The following is a 21674-nucleotide window of genomic DNA, read 5'->3' on the forward strand; positions in this document are numbered from 1 at the left end:
TACGCGGTTATCCCGTTCAGTGGGAGAATTTCTAGAGGCCGTCCTGCGTTCCGTACACAGCCACCACGCCCCGCTGATGATAGTCGAAATCCACCCCGTCCAGACCGTTTAACTCATCGAAGAGTGAAAGGCTGTGCAGGCTCATGTCCCGGATCAGCGGTATGGCCCTGTGCATCCGGCCTTCACTGCTCGCCTTCCAGAAGGCCCATAGCCAGCGGATCAGCGACGGGTCCAGGCGCGGCTTGATGTAGAAGGGGCTGTCCGGCTTGAACATCCACTTCAGGCCCTGGGACACGACGCCCGGCGCCGCGAGCGGCACACTATGGCTGGGCACGACGAGGCCCATGTTGCCGTGGGAAGCGCCGGATCCGATCTCCCCGCGATCCACGAGGGTGACTTCGTATCCCGCCTCACGCAGGTAGAATGCGGCACAGACACCGACCGCGCCGCCTCCGATGATCAATACGTCGGTCTTGTCCATAAGGAAACCGGATGGTCAAGGTGACGGATGGTCAAGATAGTGGATGGCCAATGCTAATCCGTGGCGGGCGACATGAAATCCGTTGGGGCTGCCCGTGGATCTCGCGGCGAATCAGTGGCGGGCGATATACATTTCCGTGAAGTTCACGGTCTGTATCGATATGATCGGCACCACGCGGCCTTCACGGTCCTGCTTGACGCCCCGGAGATAGGGTTTACGCAACTCCGTGATCACCGGATGGAAGAGAAATACGGCGCCCGCCTCCTCCGCCATGATGTGCTCGGCCCGGGCGTACAGGTCGTAGCGGACCGCGGGATCCATATGGGTATTGGCCCGGTCGAGCAGGTCGTCGAACTCCGCGTGCAGCCAGTCGTGGCGGGCATATCCCCTGGGCTGGGACCGCCAGAGGAGGCCGAGCATATTGGAAGGGTCGGGGTAGTCGTAGACAAAGACCAGCATGCCCATGGGGATCTGCCACTGGAACAGGTTCTCGTTGAAGACGTTGCGCTGCTGGTACCTGATTTCCAGTTCGATGCCGAGTGTCTCCCGGAGCATGGCCTGCACCGCTTCACCCGCGATGCGGTTGATGCCCGTATCGGCCACCCGCAGCCACAGCTCCGTCTTCGGGAAACCCCGTCCTTCCGGATAGCCGGCTTCCGCCATCAGCCGGCGCGCCTCATCGGGATCGAAGGTTTGAAATGCCCTGAACTGCTCCGCCGAATACCCTGGGAAACCGGGCGGCAGCATGGAGTACGCCGGGATGGCGAGATCGTTGAGGACGGTCGTGCTGAGCGTTGACCGGTCGATGGCACGCGCAATGGCCTGCCTCACCCGGGTGTCGTCGAAGGGCGGTTGCCGGGTCTGGAAGAACAGGTACCACGTGGTGAACTCCGGCATCCGATATATTTCCTGCGCAAGCTGTTCGTCCTGAAGCACGCGTTCGTAGTCGATCGGGTCCAGCCGGTAGGCGTCGACCTCACCGTTCTCGTAGGGCAGCGTGCCTGGCCGCTGGGCACCGATGAACTTGACGATGATCTCCTCGAGCAGCGCCTTGTGGGGGCCGTTGTAGTTCGGATCCAGTGTGAACGTCATGTCGGAACCCGTGTTCCACTCCGCAAGCCGGTAGGTGAAGTTGGACACGATGTGTTCCGGTTCCGTCCATTCCGCGCCGAATCGCTCCACCTGCCATCGCGGCACGGGCGACGACGTGATGAAGGAAACGATATAGGGCAGGTAGGGGCACGGTCCTTCGGTCTCGATCTGGAAGATCAGATCGTCCACCGCGCGGATACCCACCTGCTCCACGTCCGTCAGTTCACCCTGGTTGAAGGCCCGCCCGTTCTTGATTACGTAGTAGAGAAAGGCGTAGATGTTCCCGCTGGCCGGATCCAGCATGCGGCGGAAGGAATATTCGAAGTCGTGGGCCGTAACGTCCCTGCCGTCGCTCCACCGCGCGCCTTCCCGGAGATGGAAGGTCCATGTCCTTCCGTCCTCCGAAGATTCCCACCGGTCCGCCGCGGCAGGCACCAGTTCGTTGTTCTCGTCCAGCAGCACCAGCCGCTCGAAGGCGAAGTATGTGCCGTCGGCCTCGTAGGCCGCCACGCTGATGTCCAGCGTGGACGGCTCGCGGAACATGTAACGAAACCGCTGCTGTTCCGGCGGGGCCGCGTCGTCCGGCAACTGTCGGCCTATGGAATTGACCCGGGCCTGGCCGTCGGGCCGCGAGCCGTTTTCGTCGCCTGCGCAACCGTTCAGATAAAGTACCGCCACGGCCAGCAGTATGCAGGCGGAAAACACGGGCTGCAAGGGTCCGTGACGCCGCACAGGTAGGATGGCTCCGCGACGCCTCGCCGGCAGCATGCGTCCCGGACGCCGTGCCGGCAGCAGGGGTCCACGTAACCACTTTTTTCGGATGAAAGCGTTCATTGCAGGAACCTCGTCCTTGTAACGTCAGCCGTTCTTTGGCAGGTGGTCCGTGTAGAATCGCACCCAGTTCCGGTACATGATTTTCTCAATGTCATCCCGCGCGTAACCGCGGCCTTCGAGCAAGGGGACCAGCAGCTGGTAATCCGCGATGGAATCGACTTCGCAAGGCGCACCGTCTATGCCGCCCTGCCCGTCCGTATCGCCGCCGATCGCCACATGATCGGCATTACCGGCTAGCTGGCACACGTGATCGATATGATCGGCTACGTGGTTCAGTGTTATGTCCTCGCGCCGGTAGTGGTCCCGGCGGTTGTATCCCCCGGTGTTCGCCCAGTCGAGGGTGTACCACGGACAGAGCATCCAGGTATCCATGGATGCGCCGATGACGCCGCCCCGTTCGATGACGATCCGGAGTTGCTCGTCGGAGAACTGGCGCTGGCCGGGCACGAGGGCGCGGCAGTTCTGGTGGCTGGCCAGCACCGGACCTTCATACAAGTCCACGGCCTCGAAGAAACTCTCGTCCGAAATGTGGGTGAGATCGAGCAGCATGCCGCAGGCGGCCATCTCCCGCAGCAGGTCTGCCGCGGGCGCGAAGAGGCCGCCCTCCGAACCCGTGCCGTAGGCGTAGGTGCTCGGGCCGTAGTGGGTCAGGCTCACCACGCGGACCCCGACTTCGAACCATTCGTGTACCTGGTCCGGCCGGAGGATGGGATCGGCGCCTTCCATGCCGATGATGAACCCGACAGGCAGACCTTCGGTAACCTCCGCCTTCTCCCAGACTTCCACATGGCCGGCCAGGGCTTCCCCGTGCGTGAGTACGACGCCTTCCCCCTGTTCCGCCAGCATATGGTAGTAGGCCAACTGGCCACGGGCCGCACCATAGACCGCCGCGCTCCCGCGGAGACCGGCCAGTATGCTGTTTTCCCGTTTTCGCCGTACGGTGAACTTCATGAGCGCAGCCGCCACCCGGCCCCGACGCATTTCGGGCAGGCATGCAAAGGCCACGTTGCCCGAATCCCCGTCGGCCGCGCGCACTTCGGCCAGGGGCAGCGTGAGGTCCCGGTTCAACTCCACGCCGCCATAGGCCATGGGATAGTCACCGTCGAAAATGAGCATGGGAAAACGATACCGGCCGGCACCTGGGGTGTCAATACAATTCACCCCGGTAATCCGTTCGTATTCGCGCTGACCGCCTGTCCTTGCGTTTGCTTCGTCATGGACGTATAATAGGCGTCCGTGAAACTTGTATCGTAGTCAATACGTCTTACCGGAAAAGGCGTTTACGTTCACGGCGAACGTACCCACAAAGCTACGGATACCTTCCCTATGCGCGCATGTGTGCTGGTCGAACCGGGACGGATCGAAGCCCGCGACGATGTCGATCTTCCAGTCGCGGGACCGACGGACATAGTCGTGCGGGTGGAATCCGCCCTGACTTGCGGGACCGATCTCAAGGCATACCGGAGGGGGCATCACCTCATGCCGCCGCCGACCCTGTTCGGACACGAGTTCTCGGGGGTTGTTTACGACGTAGGAAGCAAGGTGGAGCGCTACTCCGTCGGACAGCCCGTCATGTCGGTACATACCGCGCCCTGTGGAAAGTGCGTCTACTGTAAGAGATCGCTTCAGAACCTGTGCCCGCACCTGACGAAGACGATGGCCCTGGGCGCATACGCCGAATACCTGAGGGTTCCCGGCACGGTGGTCGACGTGAACATGTACCCCAAGCCCGATGGTCTGGGCTATCGCGAAGCTGCCATGCTCGAACCACTGTCCTGCGTCACCTACTGTATCAGCCAGACGCTGGCGACGCGCACGGATACCGCGGTCGTGATCGGCGCCGGCGCCATCGGGTTGCTGCATGTCATGGTGCTGAAGGAAATGGGGGTCGGGCAGGTCATCGTCACGGGGCGACACGCATACCGGCTCGAAATGGCGAAGGCAGTCGGGGCGGACCTCGTCATCGACACCGACAGCGAGCACGCAACGGAAGCCGTGATGGACGCCACCGGAGGCCACGGTTCGCCCATTGTCTTCGAATGCACGGGATTGCCCGCGGTCTGGGAAGAAGCCGTAACCATGGTCAGCAGGGGCGGATGCGTCATCCTCTTCGGTGGTTGCCCCGGCGGTACGAAAGTCACGTACGATACGGCCCGGCTTCATTATGACCAGATCACCCTCAAGGGCATTTTTCATTTCACGCCGAAGGCGGTCCGGATCGCCTACGATTTGCTCGCGGACGGGCGGCTCGACGTTTCGCCCCTGATCACGGGAGACCGCACGCTGGAGGATGTTCCGGAGACCTTCCGAACCTTCCGCGGAAAGGATACGCTGAAGTACGCGATCATTCCCTGATTCGGCGGGGGTACCTTCCATGAAAGCAGCAAAAGTCTACGATATCGACGATATCCGTATCGAGGAGATGGATACGCCGGTCATCACGGCGCGGGACGCCCTTGTGAGGATGCACCGTTGCGGGATCTGCAGCGGGGACGTCACCCCCTGGTACATCCGGCGCAAGGCGCCCATCGTCATCGGGCACGAGCCGTCCGGTGTCGTGGAAGCCGTGGGCGACGAGGTCGAAGGGCTTTCCGCGGGGGACCGCGTTTTCATACACCACCACGCGCCCTGCTACCGGTGCCGCCACTGCCGCCGCGGAAACTTCACCATGTGCGCCACCTGGAAGAAGACCCGGCTCGATCCCGGCGGCGCGGCCGAATACGTGCGGGTCCCCGAGATCAACCTCCGCCACGACACCCTGGTCCTGCCTGATTCGGTTTCCTTCGACGACGGCGCGTTGATCGAGCCCGTTGCCTGCTCGGTCAAGGCGGTGGAACGGTCCCGTGTCCGCCCCGGCGACATCGTGCTCGTCATCGGACTGGGCTTGATGGGCGTCTTGAACGGAATCGTAGCCCGGCACTACGGCGCGAAGACGGTCATCGGGGCCGACAGAGTACCCTACCGACTGAACAAGGCGCTCGAACTCGGCATGGACCACGTGGTGGACGTACGGGAGCACGATCTCGCGGAGGCGGTACGTGAATTCACGGACGGCGTGATGGCCGACGTGGTGATCGTCGGTCCCGGCAGCATCGCGGCAATGGAGACCGGACTGACCTGTGTGGGCAAGGGCGGGATCGTGCTGCTTTTCATGTCCTCGCCGGAGGAGGATGTGCTTGCCTTCAGGCCCTTTGACCTGTACTTTAATGACGTATCGATCGTATGCAGTTATTCCTGCGGTCCTCGCGATACCCGCATGGCGCTGGACCTTATCGAGGCCGGTGTGGTAACTTCCGACCAGGTCGTTACGCACCGCTTTCCTTTATCGGAGACACGGAGGGGCATGGAGATTACCGCCGCCGCACAGGATTCATTGAAAGTGTTGATCCAGATCAACGGGTGAAGACCGCGCCAATGCGAATTCCGGCCGGTCGAGCCTATCCGGCCGGTTGGGCCATTCCGGCCAGTCGAGCCATTCCGGCCAATCGAGCCATTCCGGTCTGTCCGGCCAATCCGGACCGTCCGTCCACAAAATAGAAGGAGGAGTAGAAATGTCTGACTATGATATCCGGGAGCAGCTGCCCGGCAGCAACATACCCTATCTCAAGATTGCCATCGGCATCGTCGTGCTGCTGGTGTTGTACAACTCATACGCCGTCATTGGCGCCGGCGAGCGCGGCGTCGTGTTCAGCAAGTTCGGTGGCGTCCAGGACCGCGTCCTGTCCGAAGGCCTGCAGTTCAAGCTGCCCTTCATCGAGGACGTGATCCCCGTCGACGTCAAGATCAAGAAGTCGGAAACGGCCGCCACGGCCTCCACCAAGGACCTGCAGACCGTCTCATCCACAATTGCGCTCAACTATCACGTGGATCCCGGCGCGGTGAACACGGTCTACCAGGAAATCGGCATCTTCTTCAAGGAGCGGGTCATCGATCCGGCAGTGCAGGAAGCCGTCAAGGCGGTGTCCGCCCAGTACACCGCGGAGGAACTGATCACGCGCCGCGCCGACGTCAAGGATGAAATCAAGGAATCCCTCACGACTCGGCTGATAACCTTCAACATGATCGTAGACGAGTTCAACATCGTCGACTTCGCTTTTTCTCAGACCTTCAACATGGCGATCGAAGCCAAGCAGACGGCAGAGCAGCAGGCCCTGAAGGCCCAGCGCGACCTGGAGCGAATCCGCATCGAGGCCGAGCAGAAAGTGGCGCAAGCCCAGGCCGAAGCCGAGGCACAACGCCTGCAGCGCGCCACGATCACGCCGACCCTGCTGCAGTTGCGTGCGATCGAGAAGTGGGACGGACATTTCCCCCAGGTCATCGGCCAGGCCATGCCCTTCATCGATCTGAAGACGCTGGGACCCCAGACCAGGTAGGCCTGCAGGGACGCGTCGACGCAGACTGGCGACTGTCCTCTCAGGCGTGCGACGTTCGAATACCGCTTCATCAACGATCCCCGCAGGCGTAAAGGAGACAGGAGTTCTACATGATCGGTTTGAACAGTCCGGAGTTCACGCAAGCCGTCACCTCGCAGTGGGACGGCGAACGGGGTCCGGACGGGCGCCCCGTCGTGCCTGACAGCATCCTGAAACGGATGGAGAAAGTAACTATTGAGGAAGCATGGGGCGTCATCGGAGGAAAGGGATACAACTACCAGTTCGCGGGGGACTGGCAGATCCTCCACCCCGATCGCACCCTGGTCGGCCGCGCGGTGACCGGCGTCTACGTGCCCATCCGCCCCGACCTGGAATCGGCCATCCAGGCCGACGGCGCTGAACATGGCTGCATAGGCGGCCAGAACTCCTGGATCATCGATACGCTCGAACCCAACGACGTGATCGTCATCGACCTCTTCGGAAAGGTCAAGTTCGGCACCTTCGCCGGCGATAATCTCGGCAATTCCATCTATGCCAAGACCGGAACGGGCATGGTCATCGACGGAGGCATCCGGGACCTGCAGAGGCTTTACGAAATCCCCATGGCCTCCTACATCCGCGGAGTCGATCCCACGGCCATCGCCGACGTAACTCTTCTCGGCATCAACGTTCCGGTACGTATCGGCCTCGAAGCCACCTGCGTACCCGGGGACATCGTCCTCGGAACGCGGGAAGGGGTCATCTTCATTCCGCCGCACCTGGCGGAACAGGTTGTCATCGAATCGGAAGAAACCAGGATGCGGGACGCCTGGGGCCACCAGCAGCTTCGCGAGGGCACCTACACGCCTGGCGAGATCGACCGCGAATGGACCCCTGAGATGACGGCCGAATTCGAGGCCTGGCGGCAGCGGCAGGCCTCGGACGACCCGTAGTGTGATGCCGTAGCGAGGTACCTTCGTTACACCTGCAATGATACGCCGGAAAGCTGGAATCACGGACATCAGATCCCAAAACGGTCACCATCATTTCAGTATTTGCGCCGGACGGACAATTTGTGTTTGGCGACGATGGGTGATGTCCGTATAATCTATTAGAACGGTTCGTACTATTTCTTTCCATATTATCTAAGCCGCACGATTTATCTGAACTGCCCGATGGCCAGACCCTATTCGCCCACCCTCCTCGGATACGTACTATTGGGACTGCTGAACCAGCTTCCGCGGTCGGGCTATGACGTCCGCCTGGAGATGGAATCAACGCCCATGGCCCATTTCAGCAGCAGTCCCGGTTCGATCTATCCGGCGCTCCAGCTGCTGAAGAAAAACGGTTTCATCGACAGCGAGGTCATCCACCGCTCCCGGTTGAAGCCGAGGGAAGTGTTCCACCTGACCGAGAAAGGTAAAAAAGCCCTCGGCGCGTGGCTGCACAAGCGGCTCGCCGTATCCGATCTGAGGGACAACCTCTCCGAGTTGATGCTCAGGTTCCGGTTCATGGAAGACATCGCTAGCGACCAGGAAACGCTGCGGTTCCTCCAGGATTTCAGGCGAAAGGCCAGGACCTACGCCAGCATCCTCAAGTCTCAGACCAGGACGCAGGCCGAAAGCTCGCTCCATTTCGCCCTTTCACTGCAGCGGGAGATCTCAATGATCCAGATGCATATCGAATGGGCGGACCAGGCCATGACGGCTTTCGAAGCTTCGAAGCCAAACGGGTCGTAATGCGACCCGGAACCCGGAAAGGCAAACGAGATCAATGCGACCGAACAAGCTCAGAAGTATCCTGAACGAGGGCCGTCCGTCCCTGGCGACCCACATACACACGGTCTGGCCCTCCGTGGTCGAACTCGTGGGGCACACCGGCCGGTACGACTACGTCGAATTCGTGGGAGAGTACGGACCCTACGACCTCCATGACCTGGACAACCTGGGCCGCGCCGCCGAACTGCACGACCTCGGCCTGATGATCAAGGTCGACCAGGAGCCAAGGGGCTTCCTCGCGCAGCGGGCCATCGGTTCAGGATTCCAGAGCGTGCTCTTCGCCGACTGCCGGACCCCGGACGAATTCCGTTCGTGCGTGGACATCGTGCGCCCGGATACGCCGGAATCCCTGGGTACCTACGGCGTTGCGACGCGCAGGTTCTCCTACATGGGATACGGCGGCGGCCAGGACTATGTTGACGCCCTGGACGAGATCGTCGTGGCCGTCATGATCGAAAAGGGACCCGCGGTGGACCACCTGGACGAGATCCTGGAAATAGACGGGATCGACATGATCCAGTGGGGACCGGCCGATTATTCCGTGAACGTAGGCAAGATCGGCCAGCGCGAAGCGGTAAAATCCGTCGAACGCGTGGTCATCGACAAATCCCTGGCCGCGGGCAGGAACCCCCGCGCGGAAATCAACACCGCGGACGAGGCCCGGTACTATCTCGATCTCGGCGTGCGCCACTTCTGCATCGGCACGGACGTGCACGTGCTGCACGGTTACTGGCGGCGTGAAGGCGACGATATGCGCAAGGCGCTCGACGGGTCGTGACGGGCGACCATGACCATGGCCAACCCGCGCCGGCCGAGACCATGATGTCCCGCCCAAACATCCTCTACGTATTCGACGATCAGCACCGGTACTCCGCCATGGGTACCAGCGGCAACCCCGTCGTGCAAACGCCGAACCTGGACCGATTCGCGTCCGAAGGCATGGTGCTGGACCAGGTGCATTCCAGCTGTCCAATCTGCTCGCCCTACCGCGGCCAGCTCATGACCGGCCGGTACTCGCACGTCAACGGGGTCATGGACAACGAGTACCTCCTTCACGGGAACCAGGACTTCCTGCCGGCCGTACTCGGAGACCATGGCTACCGCACGGCCTACATCGGCAAGTGGCACCTGGGCTACGGTCCCTATGGCGAGGACGGCCGATACGGCTTCGATTACATGGCCGCCTACGACTGCAATCACGATTATTACGACGTGTCCTATCATGAGAACGAGCAGGGTCCCATCGACATGGCGGGATGGGCGCCGGAAACGGAAACCTCACTGGCGATCCGGTTCATGGAGGAACATGCCAGGGAACATGCCGGCCGGCCCTTCGCCCTCGTGCTGAGCTGGGGACCGCCCCACTGGCCCTACGATGCGTATCCGGCCGAGTACGACCTCTACGACCCGGACAAGGTGGATCTGCCGCCCAACGTACCGGAGCAGTTCGCCGCCTTCGCCCGGCGGGAGATCGCCCACTACTACGGCAACGTGACCGCATTGGACGACCAGTTCGGCCGGCTGGACAAAGCGCTGGAACGGCTGGGCATCCGGGACGACACCCTGGTGGTCTTCACCTCGGACCACGGAGACCACCTCAGCAGCCACGGCTACGGAAAGCCCATGGACCGCTGGATGCATCCTTCCTTCCGCGCCTCGAAGGCGACGCCGTACGAGGAATCGATCCATGTGCCCTTCATCGCCCGGAAGCCGGGCAGGATCGCACCCGGGACGAGGAGCGACGCCCTGGTAAGCAGCGTGGACATGATGCCCACGCTGCTCGGCATGTCCGGCGTACCGGTGCCCGACGGCGTGCAGGGCACGGATCACTCGCACGTGCTGACCGGCATTCCGGGACCGCGCAGCGATTCGGTCTATCTGCAGATCCTTGGACCCGGCTGGCCGCACCGGGGCGAATGGGTCGGCTTCTGGCGCGGGATCCGGACGGACCGATGGGTCTATGCGCGCTGGCACGAGAATCAACGGGACACGCTGCTCTTCGACCGGCAGGACGATCCCTTCGAGATGAAAAACCTGGCCGGTGTCCCAGATTTTCGGGGGATTCAGGACGAGTGTGAAGCACGGCTACAACGCTGGATGGACGAGACCGGTGATCCCTTCGACACCGGGCCCCGCGACCCGGTGACCGGTATGCTGCGGCTGGGACAGCGGTTTAATCACGAAATGTATGCGCAAGGGGGACCGGCAAGATGACGATTTCCTGCTGCACCTGGGCCTTAAATGGACCGGAAGCGGACGCTTTGACGGCGATTGCCGGGACGGGACTGCGCCAAATCGACCACCGTCCCTTCGACTTCAGGTCCGCCGAATCCCGGCGGCTGATCTCGGACCTGGAGCTCACGCCGGCGTGCATGGCTACAGGTTTCGGTATGCCGGAGCACGCGGCGCTCGACGCGGCCGATGCCGACGCGCGCGACGCGGCCATCGAACACACCCGCCGGGCCCTCGAATACGCCCACGAGACCGGCATCCGAAGGGCCTACGTGCTGCCCGGAGAAATCGGCGACGCGGAGTCGCTGAACCGGTACGGGGAGTCCGTGACCGGCCTCGCCGGCGTCGCGGCCGGGTACGGCATCAAGCTGTGCATCGAGCATTTTCCGGGGAAGGCCCTGGCGACGGTACGGGACACCCTCGATTACATCGCGAAGCTGGGTCACGACAACCTGTACCTGCTGTTCGACATCGGTCACGCACAGATTTCGAAGGAAGATCCGGCCGACAGTGTCGCGGCGGCCGGCGACCGTCTCGGCTACTTCCACCTTGACGACAACGACGGCGTGTCCGATCTCCACTGGGCCCTGTGCGACGGGGTGCTCACCCGGGACGTGCTGAAGCGTACGCTGGCTACCCTCGACCACATCGGATACGACGGCCCGGTCAGCCTGGAGATGAACCCCGGACTCCCCGACCCCCTGGCGGCCATAGAAAGCGGTTTCAGGCTGGTGCGCGTCCTCTAGCACTGTTTCAGGCTGGTGTGTACCCGCTGACCGTCCTAGTCTTACCCGTCCTGGTCCTACCAGTCCACCACGGACCCGTCGTCGGCCAGGTAACTCTCGCCGTTCCGCCAGTCGTGGTCGATCTGCTCCTCCATGGCATCGTCGTCCAACTCGATCCCCAGACCCGGTCCGGTGGGCAGATCCACGAATCCATCCTTGAAGACGAAGGGCTGCTTGAGGTATCCCTCGCCCAGCGTGGTGTGCTCCTGGGCGACGAAATTGGGGATCGAGGCGTCCAGCTGCAGGCAGGCGGCCAGGGAAATGGGTCCGAGGGGATTGTGGGGCGCGATCCCGCCGTAGTAGGCCTCGGCCATGCCCGCGATGAGCCGCACCTCGAAGATGCCGCCGGCGTGGCACAGGTCCGGCTGCAGGATGGACGCGGCCTGCTTCTCCAGGATCTCGCGGAACCCCCACTTGGTGAAGACGCGCTCTCCCGTGGCGATGGGCAGGTGGGTGCCCCGGGCGATCTCGGCGAGCACGTCGACGTTCTGGCACTGGACGGGCTCTTCCACGAAAAAGGGCTGGTAGGGTTCGAGTTCCTTGATGAGCAGCTTGGCCGTCTGGGGGCTGATCGCGCCGTGGAAGTCGATGGCCAGGTCGATTTCCGGGCCGGCGACTTCACGGAGCCGGGCGAAATGGCCGGCGGCCGTGTCGATAAAGGCCTTGTTCTCGATGATCCGGGCCGGCCGTTCGGAATAGGGTCCGGTCTTGAAGCAGGTGAAACCCTTCGCGATCCAATCTTTGATGGTGGCCGGGTCGCCTCCGCCCTTGTACAGCCGGATCCGGTCCCGCGTGGGACCGCCCAGCAGCTTGTACACCGGCACGCCCAGGGCCTTGCCCGACAGGTCCCATAACGCCTGCTCCACCCCGCTTAGCGCACTGGTCAGGATGGGGCCGCCCCGGTAGAAGGCGTGGCGGTACATGGCCTGCCAGTGGTGGACCACCCGGGTCGGGTCCTTGCCGACCAGGTAGGGTTCCAGCTCGGCCACGGCCTGGGCGCAGGTCTTTGCCCGGCCTTCAAGGATGGGCTCGCCGAGTCCCACCAGGCCCTCGTCGGTATGGATCTTGAGAAAGAGCCAGCGGGGCTTGACGAGGAAGGTCTCCAGCTTGGTGATTTTCATGGTGTGCCTCTCCGGTTATCTGCCGTTTTGTCGCCCTACCGCGCTCCGGCCTACCCCCCTACCGCGCTCCGCAGGCCTGCAGGCACGCCTGCATGTGGCCCCGGGTCTCCGCCGCGATGACGCAGCACTGTTCCAGCGTATACTCCTTTGCCCCGATGACCTCGAGGTTGACGGGGCCATCGTAGCCGCCCTCGTGCAGTGCGCGGATATACCCGACCAGGTCGATATCCCCCCTGCCATTGGCCTGGTCCTCCGGCGCGCCGGGACCGGCCTGGCGGCCCTTGCAGTCGCGGATGTGCACGTGGCGGACCCGGGGAAGCACGGCCTTGATGGCCTCCACGGTGTTCTCGCCGGCTCGGTGGATATGGGAAGGATCCATGTCGATCCCGAAGGACGGTGACGTTATGGCTTCCATGGCGCGCAGCGTCGTCGGCGTGTCGTAGATACTCGCGCCCACGTGGGCCTTGACGCAGAGCGTTACCCCGTGGGTCTCCGCCCGGTCCGCCAGTCTGCCCAGGGAATCGATGGTGGCCTGGAGGCTTTCTTCGTCTCCGGACGTGCCGCCGGGCCCGCAGTTGATGATCGGAATGCCGGTCTCGGCCGCGGCCTGGAAGGCAGACTCCATGACTTCTACGTCCTGGGAGGGCTGCTCCATGGCCAGCAATTCCAGGCCGTATTCCTCGGTCAGACGCCGTATTTCCGGCGCGATGGCCCGCCAGTCCGACAGGACGAGATGCTCGCTCATGCCGCCGATGGCCGACACTTCTATGCCGTCGTACCCGGCCATGGCCAGGTACTTGAAGGCCGTCTCCATGTCGTAGCCGCCGAACAGGACCGAGTTTGCGCCAAGTTTCATGATTTCTCCTTGTCGGTATTGCCGTCAGTATTGAACCGTCACGACGGAATCGGTGTCCCATGATTCGATGGCGGCTTCGATGATCAACTGGGCGCGCAGGGCGTCCTCGGCCCTGGCGTCGATGTCCTCCGGCGCCGCGCCTTCCAGGTTCTGTTCGACCCAGCGGGTAATCCGGGACTCAAAAGTTTCGGAAAACCCCAACATACCGCCCAGGTACTGGTAGGATTCCACCTCTCTTGAATGCCGGGGATAGAACTCCAGTTGCTCGCAGGCTTCGCGTATGACGAATCGGGCGTCCGAGCCCACGACCTCGCACGTCTCCAGGCCATAGCTTCCACCGGCGTCGTAGCTCCCGGTCAGGTGTCCGACGACGCCGTTTTCGAACAGCATGTTGACCTGGACGTTGGACCAGATCTTCCGTCCACGGCCCTTCTTGAAGAAGGCCTGTACCTTCTCCACGTCGCCACAGAAATACCGCATGACGTCGATGGAATGGGGGTGGAGCGCCCGCATGTGGAAATGGGGCGAGCTTTCGTTGGGGTTGTTGATCCACATCGTCATGTTGATGATGTTCAGTTCGCCTAATCGGCCGGCCTCGACCCACTCCTTCGCCCGCAATGCGGCGGGTGTGAAACGGTGGTTGAGGTTGATCCCGTAGCGTATGCCCCGTTCCCGGGCCAGTGCGACCATCTCCCGGGCCTTCGGGATCTCGTTGGATATGGGCTTCTCGCCCAGCACAGGGATGCCGCCACCCAGCAGTTCCATCGTCGGCGCGTAGTGATCCCCGCCGTTCTCCACGCCGGCCGTACAGACGCTGGCCGCGTCGACCTTAAGCCCACTGTTCAGCAGGTCGCCGACGCTGTAGAATGCCCGGCAGCCGTAAGTCTGCGCCGCCTCGTCGGCCTTTTCCTTGATGGCGTCGCAAACGGCCACGATCGTGCATGCTTCATGCGCCTGGTAGTTCCGTGCATGGTTGTTTCCGATGCCGCCCATGCCCACCACCGCGATATTCAGCCCCATCTTGAAACGCTCCTTTGCTAAATCTCCGACTATCGATTCTCGCGTGTTAAACTACGATATTTCAGTAAGTTGCACGGATCGGTCCACTAAATACCTGTGTAGAAAAAGCGGTTTTAATACCACGCGACGCGGCGCGGCGACCCCGTTACCGGCTGCGGGCCTGCAGGCTCGCGGCCTGGTTGGGATCGCCGATATGCATCGTGTCGTAAGCTTGCTGCGAGGACTTGAAGGCCCCCACTCCCTCGTGGCCGTGCCAGTCCCCCTGGGTCAGCATGGGATTGCGTTTCCCGGTCTCCTTCACCCGCTTGCTGATCCAGTTCCTCATGCGCCGCTTGAGCAGGTTTACCACGTCCGGCAGCTCATCGGCCAGGTTATTGTTCTCATCCGGATCCTCCACCAGGTTGTACAGCTCGACCGGCGGCTTGAAGTGGAAATCCGGTTCCAGGGCCACCATCAGCTTCCACTGGGGCGTTCGCCAGCCGTGCTTGCGCATCCAGGTGCACTCGGTGATGTAGAAATCGCTGTCGAAGGAAGGCACCGTACCGTCGACCAGGGACATCAGGCTGTCGCCGTCGAAGTCGATCCCCGTGTCGATTTCCGCCAGGTCCAGGATGGTGGGCACGAGGTCCTTGTGCTGGTTGTACCCACTGACGCGGCCGCCTGCGGGGATCCTTCCCGGATACCGGATGATGAGCGGGACGTGGAGCGTCACGTCGTAGAGACCGTGGTGGTCGAACCAGCATTCGTGGTCGTAGAGCGTCTCGCCGTGGTCGCCGTTGAGGATCACGATCGTCTCGTCCATGATGCCGTGGGCCTCGAGGGCGTTGAAGATCGTCTGGATGCAGGCGTCCATGTACGCCACCGCGCCGTCGTACTGGGCGATCACGTAGTCCTTGTCGGTGATGCCGGGTGGCATCCACTGGGCGAAGAAATCGCAGAAGGGCTTGAACGCCTTGACCGGATCCATGGACCGGTTCTTCGGGTCGCACTCGTCGCCGTGATAGAACATGCGCTCGTAGGGCGCCGGCGGCAGGTACGGCGCGTGAGGATCCATGTGGCGAAGGAACAGAAAGAAAGGACCGCGCCGCCTGGCGAGCCGGTCCAGTTCCGGGATGGCTACGTCGTTCAGACTCTGCGCCTTGGGACTGCGCCCTTCGTTCCAGCTTCCCCAGCTCGGATACTCGAGGTACTTGTCGAAACCGCGGGACGACGGGTTCCCGGCGAAGCCGACGGATGTGGTTGCATATCCTTGTTCCCGCAGAATTTCGGGCAGCGTCTGCACGTCCTCCCGCAAGCCGCCCTTGTGCCGCAGGGCCACCACCTGGGTGCCGAAGGCGTCCAGGCCGGTCAGCATGGACGCATAGGCGCTGGTCGTGGGGATATGGGCGCTGTACGTCTTCTCGAACAACGCGCCGCCCTCGGCAAAACGGTCGATGTGGGGCGTGGTCTGTCGGTGGTAGCCGTAACAGCTCATGTGATCGGCTAGAAGGGAATCCACGCCCAACAGTACGATATTGGGATGCTTCTTGCGTCGCCGGCGCGTCTTTGCCATGGGTCAGTCCTCGATGATGTGTTAAGTTATTGATATTGTACTATTTTTAATACGATCTACTCCGGCATGAAGAACTCGTACCTTTCCGGATCTCCGTAACCGTCGACCCACGTTTCCTTCAGGCCCTGGTTCTCCACGGCGGCCTTGACGATGAGCTTGTTGAACTGGCTGACGTTCTCCGAACCCATGTAGGTCTCCACGGGCATCCAGAAACACTCTTCGATCTCCGTGGCCTGCATCTCAATGATCTGGTGGAGCGGCTTTAACCGGCAGACGAAGTAGATGTCCGACTTGTCGTACCGGTAGCCGTGCCAATGGCGAAAGCAGACCAGGCCGTCGAAGCGGGTCGGCACGCCCGTTTCCTCGAACACTTCCCGGACGACGCCCTCGGCCAGGTGCTCCTCTGGCTGCAGCGCGCCGCCAGGCAGCTTGTAGTACGGCGCGCGTCCCCCGCGAAATCGCTCGCAGACCACGAGCAGTTCGTTCTTCTCGTTGATCACCACGCCGCCGGCGCCGATGTAATGGGTCGCGTACAGCGGTACGAAGGCGTCTTTCGCCAGGCGGAGCGTCAACATCAGGTAATCGGTGGTACTGTGATGGAACACGCTTCCCGCGTCCACCAGCGCGGGAATGAGAAATGCGCGGTCCAGCGGGACTTTGAACCAGGCGACCTGGAGATCCTCTCCCTTCCACGTCCGTATCGAAAGGTCCAGGCGCTCCCTGAATCCGTCCGGGTTGTCCGGCAGGGCGCCTGAGTCGACTTCCACGCCGTGGAATCGGTTGCGCTCCCCCTCGATGACGGTCATGAAGCTCTCCTTGCCGAGTCGGGTCGGGTCCGTCGGGCCAGGCCTACATGCAGCTGGACCTTGCCCGCATGTAGCATGGCGCGTCCACCCGACACCGGCTAGTTCAACACGGCCCGGCTCTCGGCCACGCTTACCTTCAACTGATCCAGCACGCCTTCCAACCCCCGTATGGCATCCGACCAGAACTCGGGTTCCGTGAGTTCGATGCCTATGGTCTTCCGCACCACGTTTTCCGCCGTATCGCTGCCGGTCAGCTTGAGGTACTGCTCGTATCTCGGCAGGAAATCCGGACCTTCCTTCTCATACTGCGCGAACAGGCCCCGGCTGAGCAGGTACCCGAAGGTATAGGGGAAATTGTAGAAGGTGGTGTCCGTGATGTAGAAATGGAGCTTGGACGCCCAGAAATAGGGATCGCCGCCCTCGGGGTCCAGCACGTCGCCGAGCACGCGGCGCTGGGTATCGACCATCATCTCTTTAAGCCTGCTCACGCCGACTTCGCCGTCCGCCCGTTCTTCATGAAAGGCCTTTTCGAATTCGAAGCGCACCGGGATGTCCATCAGGTAGGTCGCGCCGTCGCTGGCCTCCAGGTTCAGCAGGTAGGCCCTGGTTTCGGCGCTTACGCCCGGTTCCTCCAGCAGGCCCCGCATGAGCAGCATCTCGCCGAAGGTGGAAGCGGATTCGGCCAGGGTCATGGGGTAGGCGCGGTTCAGCGTGCGTTCTCCCCGCATCAGATGTCCGTGAAAGGCGTGTCCCAACTCGTGGGCCAGGGTCAACACGTCACCCATGCTGTCGTTATAGGTCATGTAGACCCGGGACTCTTTCGTCAGGGGAGATCCCGTGCAGAAAGCGCCGGGACGCTTGCCCGGCCGGGGCGACCAGTCGATCCACTTCTGCTCGAAGGTCTCGTTCGTGTAGTCCGCCAGTGCGGGATATCCGGCAGCGAAAGCCCGATGCACCAATACCCTCGCATCTTCCCAGGAAGGTTCGTACTGGTGCTCCACCGTCAAAGGCGCCGAGAGGTCGTACCAACCCAGTGTGTCGCCGCCCATGAGGTGCGCCTTGTACGCCAGGATATCGCGGGCTACGTCGATTTCCGCGAACACCGCTTCGAACATGGCGTCCAGCGTCTCGCGAGAAATGGCCGCCTGGAAGAGGGCCTTGTCCAGGATATGGTCCATGCCGCGATGGCGGTACAGGGTCAACCGCGTGCCTCCGATGGCGTTCAACGCGGCGGCCGGCACGGTCTCGATCGACGTCCAGGCTTCGTTGCCCCCCTCGAAGGCGGCGCGGCGCACGCGGCGGTCCGGGTGTTCCATCAGGGCGCGGCGCTGCGACATGGGCACCTGCTCCCGCCGGCCGTCGGGATAGGCCATCTCGAAAGTCAGCTTGCCCGAGATCCTGTCGTATAGCCGTCCCCAGGCCTCGATCCCGTCCACGCCCAGGTCCGATGCCAGGTGTTCCTCCTCCGTGGACATGGTATGCCGGGACTGTTCCCTGATCCGGGTAATGCGGTACCGGGCGTCCCGGAGTGCGGGGCGGGAAATGAAAGTTTCGAATACCTCGCCGGCAGGGGACTTGAACCCCCGCTGAAGTTCCACGAGGATCTTGGACAGCCGGGCGTCCAGCAGGCTCAATGCCCCTTCCTCCGCGGCGTAATCCTCATTGTTCGCGTCCGCGGAGGTTATGCAGGAAACGTAGGAGCCCAGGTGCCGCAACCGGGTGACGGTGTCTTCGAAGGACAGGACGATGCGCTCCCATACTTCCAGGTTGCCGGGATTCAGGGCGGCCGTGCCCGAGGCATCGGTCAGCAAAGCGTCCAGATCGTCCCGGAGATCGGCCTTGAAACGGCGCATCTCCGGTCCGTCGAATGCGGGAAAGTAAGCAGCCAGATCCCAATCCATGTATCTACAACGCGTCCTTCCTATCCCCTGCTCAGGACCTGGCCCGGGCGGTGCGCCGTGGGCTCGTGGTTTTCGATGACCGGAAGGCCGTTGACGAAGACGTGGGGAATGCCGTCGGGAGGCTGAATCGGCGCTTCGAAGGTAGCCCGGTCGGCCACGGTCTGCGGATCGAAGACGACCACGTCCGCGGGTGCGCCTTCGCGCAGCACGCCCCGGTCTTTCAGCCGGTAACGTTCTGCCGGAAAGCCGCTCATCTTGTAGACAGCCTCTTCCAGGGACAGCAGCTCGCGCTCCCGGACGAATTTCCGGAGCATCTGCGCGAAACACCCCTGTCCCCGGGGATGGGGATGGGTGCAGTCATATACGCCGTCGCTGGCGACCATCATGAGGGGATGGGGCGCCGTCCGGTTCAGCACGGCGTCGACTTCCGCTTCCGGCGCCGGCCAGAACATGACGAAGGCCTGGATGCCGTCTTCATCGAGCACGAGGTCGTAGGCGAATTCCTCGTTCGTCTTGTTCACGCTCCGCGCGGCCTCGCCCAGGGTCATCCCCGCGAATTTGCCTGAACGAGTATAGCCGATGTACTGGCGATCAGCCAGGTTCGTCGACTTCAGATACTCGAGGGCCTTGCGACGGGTATCCGGCTGGCGCATCCGCTCGAGCACTTCGTCGGGACTGCCCGTCTGGACCCACATGGGCAGTTGCATGGTGATATGGGTCATGCCGGCCGGGTAGAGATAGGATTCGAAAGTGATGTCCACCCCGTCTTTCACGGCCTGATCCAGGATCCGACCCGACATGTCGTCGACGCGCTCGTGGGATACATGCACGGGAATGCCGCTGGCCCGGTGCAGGTCGATGATCTCCTGCCAGGCCCGTTCCCGCCCCAGGATCTGGTACCGCAGGTGAGCGGCGTAGAGCCCGTCGTACTCCACGGCCACCTTGCAAAGCGCTACCAGCTCCTCGAAGGGCGCGTTGGCGCTGGGCTGGTAGTCCAGTCCCAGGCAGAGGCAGCCGGCGCCGGCTTCCAACCAGGCGCGGGTCTCCGCTTCCATGACCTTCAGCTGGTCTGGCGTGGGTGGCGATGGGTCCCAGCCCATGGCCTTGACACGTACGGCGCAGTGCGGCACCTGGGGATACACGTTAGCGGGTGAGCGGCCCGGAAAGAGGTCCAGGTAGGACGCTATGGTGGGCCAGTTGACCGGCTCCAGGGGCTCGCCGTAGGCGAACTGCGTGTAATGCCAGAGCGGCAGGGCCTCTTCGCGCGGCAGTCCGGCCCAGCCGAAACCGTCCGGCGCCAGCAAATGGGTCGTCACGCCCTGCCGGAGTCCGCCCATCTGGTCCCGTCCGCCCAGCAGGGAATTCTCGGAGTGAACGTGGACGTCGATGAAGCCGGGACACACGACATGGCCGCCGGCGTCGATCGTCCGGGCGGTCTCGGCATCCGCCAGATCGCCGATCCCCGCCACACGTCCGTCCTGTATCCCAACGTCCGCGCGGTACCGATCGGTCCTGCCTGTACCATCGATTACCTCACCACCGTGAATGACGACATCGAAGGCCACGCATTCCTCCAGTCAGGGTTGTCTGTCAGGTTTTGTCTATCAGGTCTTGTCTATCAGGTCTTGTCCGGCCACGGAAAACGGGCCTTGTATTCTGGTTTCCCCTGGATGTCCTGGCGCACGCGGAACAGTCCGCCGCCGCGGTAATGCTCGCCATATGCCTGCCAGTCGTAGTCCTTCGGATCGAGGGGTGAGCCGGGTTCCAGCGAAGTCCCGGCGGTTGTTACGTAGATGTCCGTCAGGTCATTGCCGCCGAACATGACGCTCGAAGTCTGGATCGCCGGCAGCGCGATGCGCCGCTCCTCCACGCCGACGGGGTCGAACCGGACGATGCATCCGTCGAACCAGACGGCCGTCCAGACGAATCCCTCGGCGTCCACCGTCATCCCGTCCGGAACCCCCGCGGTATCGGGCAGCTTGACGAAATCGCGCCGGTTGGAGACGGAACCGGTCGTCCGGTCGTAATCATAGGCGTAGATCGTCCGCACGGCGGAATCGGTGTAGTACATGATCGATTCGTCCGGCGAGTACCCCATGCCGTTGCTGCACCCGATCCCTTCTTCGATGACTTCCACGGTGCCGTCCGGGTCGAAACGGTACAGCTTCCCCAGGCCGTCGTCGATCAGGGAGCCGGCGAACATCCGCCCGCCGGGATCGGCCGTCACGTCGTTGAATCGCAGCGGTTCTCCTTCATGGATCTCGTCGAAAACGCGCACCCACTCGTCGTCCGACTTCCATAGCACGACCCCGTCCCAGATGCAGGCCACAAGACCTCCGTATTCGTTGAAGGCGAATCCACCGACATTGAAGCCGTCGTGCACCTGGCGATTCTGGTTCGTGGCTGGGTCATAGGTGAAGAACCGGCCGGTCCGGATATCGGTCCAGATCAGCGTTCTGCTGTCCGGATCCCAGACCGGTCCCTCGCCCACCATAGCCTCGACTTCCGCGATCTTCTCAATGGTCGCCATCATGGCATTGCTCCGGTTGAACAAACTCGAAGGCAGCACAAGACGTGCCGCTTATCTGTGTCGTGCAACTTCACTGTAATGTACGCGTGCGATACCGCCGAGGAAGGTCGTTTCGGCGGGATTGCAAGTATATAATCCAAAAGATGACACGGGTCAAGGCGGGACATGGGTATAAATCCGGAGGGACTGAAGTGGTATTCTCGGTACACGTTTGGCGAGACGTCCTGGACTTGCGTAAAGGCTGCTTGACGGACTATATTAACGGTGGTACCACACGTTGTCCTGTTGCTGCGCGAGCACCTACATTGGTCATTACTATCCATTTGAATCTGCG

Annotated in this window: 19 protein-coding genes; 8 read left to right on the forward strand and 11 right to left on the reverse strand. The window is 62.4% G+C overall.

Going from position 1 to position 21674, the window contains the following annotated elements:
* Positions 1-31: 31 nt before the first annotated feature.
* The 3 genes from OXH56_01345 to OXH56_01355 form a co-directional block, all read right to left on the reverse strand.
* Positions 32-481, reverse strand: coding sequence for an FAD-dependent oxidoreductase (locus tag OXH56_01345; GenBank protein ID MCY3553942.1), 450 nt, complete (start codon positions 479-481; stop codon positions 32-34).
* Positions 482-592: 111 nt separating this feature from the next.
* A complete protein-coding gene (locus tag OXH56_01350) occupies positions 593-2305 on the reverse strand; it encodes a peptide ABC transporter substrate-binding protein (protein MCY3553943.1) in 1713 nt (570 codons plus the stop codon).
* A 126-nt stretch (positions 2306-2431) separates the two neighbouring features.
* Positions 2432-3523, reverse strand: a complete 1092-nt coding sequence (locus tag OXH56_01355; GenBank protein ID MCY3553944.1) for a membrane dipeptidase — start codon at positions 3521-3523, stop codon at positions 2432-2434.
* Between the two features lie 210 nt (positions 3524-3733).
* On the opposite strand from OXH56_01355, the gene OXH56_01360 reads away from it, so the two are divergent.
* From OXH56_01360 to OXH56_01395, 8 genes are all read left to right on the forward strand, one after another.
* Positions 3734-4762 (forward strand): zinc-binding dehydrogenase, encoded by a 1029-nt coding sequence (locus OXH56_01360; GenBank protein ID MCY3553945.1) that lies wholly within the window; start codon positions 3734-3736, stop codon positions 4760-4762.
* A 19-nt stretch (positions 4763-4781) separates the two neighbouring features.
* Positions 4782-5810 carry an alcohol dehydrogenase catalytic domain-containing protein gene (locus OXH56_01365; protein MCY3553946.1) on the forward strand — a complete coding sequence of 343 codons (1029 nt, stop codon included), beginning with the start codon at positions 4782-4784 and terminating at the stop codon, positions 5808-5810.
* A gap of 148 nt (positions 5811-5958) precedes the next feature.
* Positions 5959-6780 carry a prohibitin family protein gene (locus OXH56_01370; GenBank protein MCY3553947.1) on the forward strand — a complete coding sequence of 274 codons (822 nt, stop codon included), beginning with the start codon at positions 5959-5961 and terminating at the stop codon, positions 6778-6780.
* 110 nt (positions 6781-6890) lie between these two features.
* Positions 6891-7712, forward strand: a complete 822-nt coding sequence (locus OXH56_01375; protein ID MCY3553948.1) for an RraA family protein — start codon at positions 6891-6893, stop codon at positions 7710-7712.
* A gap of 222 nt (positions 7713-7934) precedes the next feature.
* Entirely contained in the window at positions 7935-8498 is a 564-nt protein-coding gene (locus tag OXH56_01380; GenBank protein ID MCY3553949.1) for a PadR family transcriptional regulator, read from the forward strand.
* A gap of 34 nt (positions 8499-8532) precedes the next feature.
* A complete protein-coding gene (locus tag OXH56_01385; GenBank protein ID MCY3553950.1) occupies positions 8533-9315 on the forward strand; it encodes an aldolase/citrate lyase family protein in 783 nt (260 codons plus the stop codon).
* Positions 9312-10751 (forward strand): sulfatase, encoded by a 1440-nt coding sequence (locus OXH56_01390; protein ID MCY3553951.1) that lies wholly within the window; start codon positions 9312-9314, stop codon positions 10749-10751. The genes OXH56_01385 and OXH56_01390 overlap by 4 nt, the downstream gene beginning before the upstream one ends.
* Positions 10748-11515, forward strand: a complete 768-nt coding sequence (locus OXH56_01395; protein ID MCY3553952.1) for a sugar phosphate isomerase/epimerase — start codon at positions 10748-10750, stop codon at positions 11513-11515. Before OXH56_01390 ends, OXH56_01395 begins: the two co-directional genes overlap by 4 nt.
* 56 nt (positions 11516-11571) lie before the next feature.
* Here OXH56_01395 and dgoD read toward each other — a convergent pair whose 3' ends face one another.
* The 8 genes from dgoD to OXH56_01435 all read right to left on the reverse strand — a co-directional run bounded on the left by dgoD (position 11572) and on the right by OXH56_01435 (position 21343).
* A complete protein-coding gene (gene dgoD, locus OXH56_01400; protein ID MCY3553953.1) occupies positions 11572-12675 on the reverse strand; it encodes a galactonate dehydratase in 1104 nt (367 codons plus the stop codon).
* 58 nt (positions 12676-12733) lie between these two features.
* Positions 12734-13531, reverse strand: coding sequence for a sugar phosphate isomerase/epimerase (locus OXH56_01405; GenBank protein MCY3553954.1), 798 nt, complete (start codon positions 13529-13531; stop codon positions 12734-12736).
* Positions 13532-13555: 24 nt separating this feature from the next.
* Positions 13556-14551 (reverse strand): Gfo/Idh/MocA family oxidoreductase, encoded by a 996-nt coding sequence (locus OXH56_01410; protein ID MCY3553955.1) that lies wholly within the window; start codon positions 14549-14551, stop codon positions 13556-13558.
* A 145-nt stretch (positions 14552-14696) separates the two neighbouring features.
* Positions 14697-16103, reverse strand: coding sequence for a sulfatase (locus OXH56_01415; GenBank protein MCY3553956.1), 1407 nt, complete (start codon positions 16101-16103; stop codon positions 14697-14699).
* A 56-nt stretch (positions 16104-16159) separates the two neighbouring features.
* Positions 16160-16909, reverse strand: a complete 750-nt coding sequence (locus OXH56_01420) for an NUDIX domain-containing protein (protein ID MCY3553957.1) — start codon at positions 16907-16909, stop codon at positions 16160-16162.
* A gap of 98 nt (positions 16910-17007) precedes the next feature.
* The gene (locus OXH56_01425) at positions 17008-18810 is read right to left on the reverse strand and encodes a M3 family oligoendopeptidase (protein MCY3553958.1); all 1803 of its coding nucleotides are present in this window, start codon (positions 18808-18810) and stop codon (positions 17008-17010) included.
* A gap of 20 nt (positions 18811-18830) precedes the next feature.
* A complete protein-coding gene (locus OXH56_01430) occupies positions 18831-20375 on the reverse strand; it encodes a D-aminoacylase (protein ID MCY3553959.1) in 1545 nt (514 codons plus the stop codon).
* 53 nt (positions 20376-20428) lie between these two features.
* Positions 20429-21343, reverse strand: coding sequence for an SMP-30/gluconolactonase/LRE family protein (locus tag OXH56_01435; GenBank protein MCY3553960.1), 915 nt, complete (start codon positions 21341-21343; stop codon positions 20429-20431).
* Positions 21344-21674: the final 331 nt, after the last annotated feature.

This window comes from Gemmatimonadota bacterium, from assembly GCA_026702745.1.
In the GTDB taxonomy this organism is placed as follows: domain Bacteria; phylum JAAXHH01; class JAAXHH01; order JAAXHH01; family JAAXHH01; genus JAAXHH01.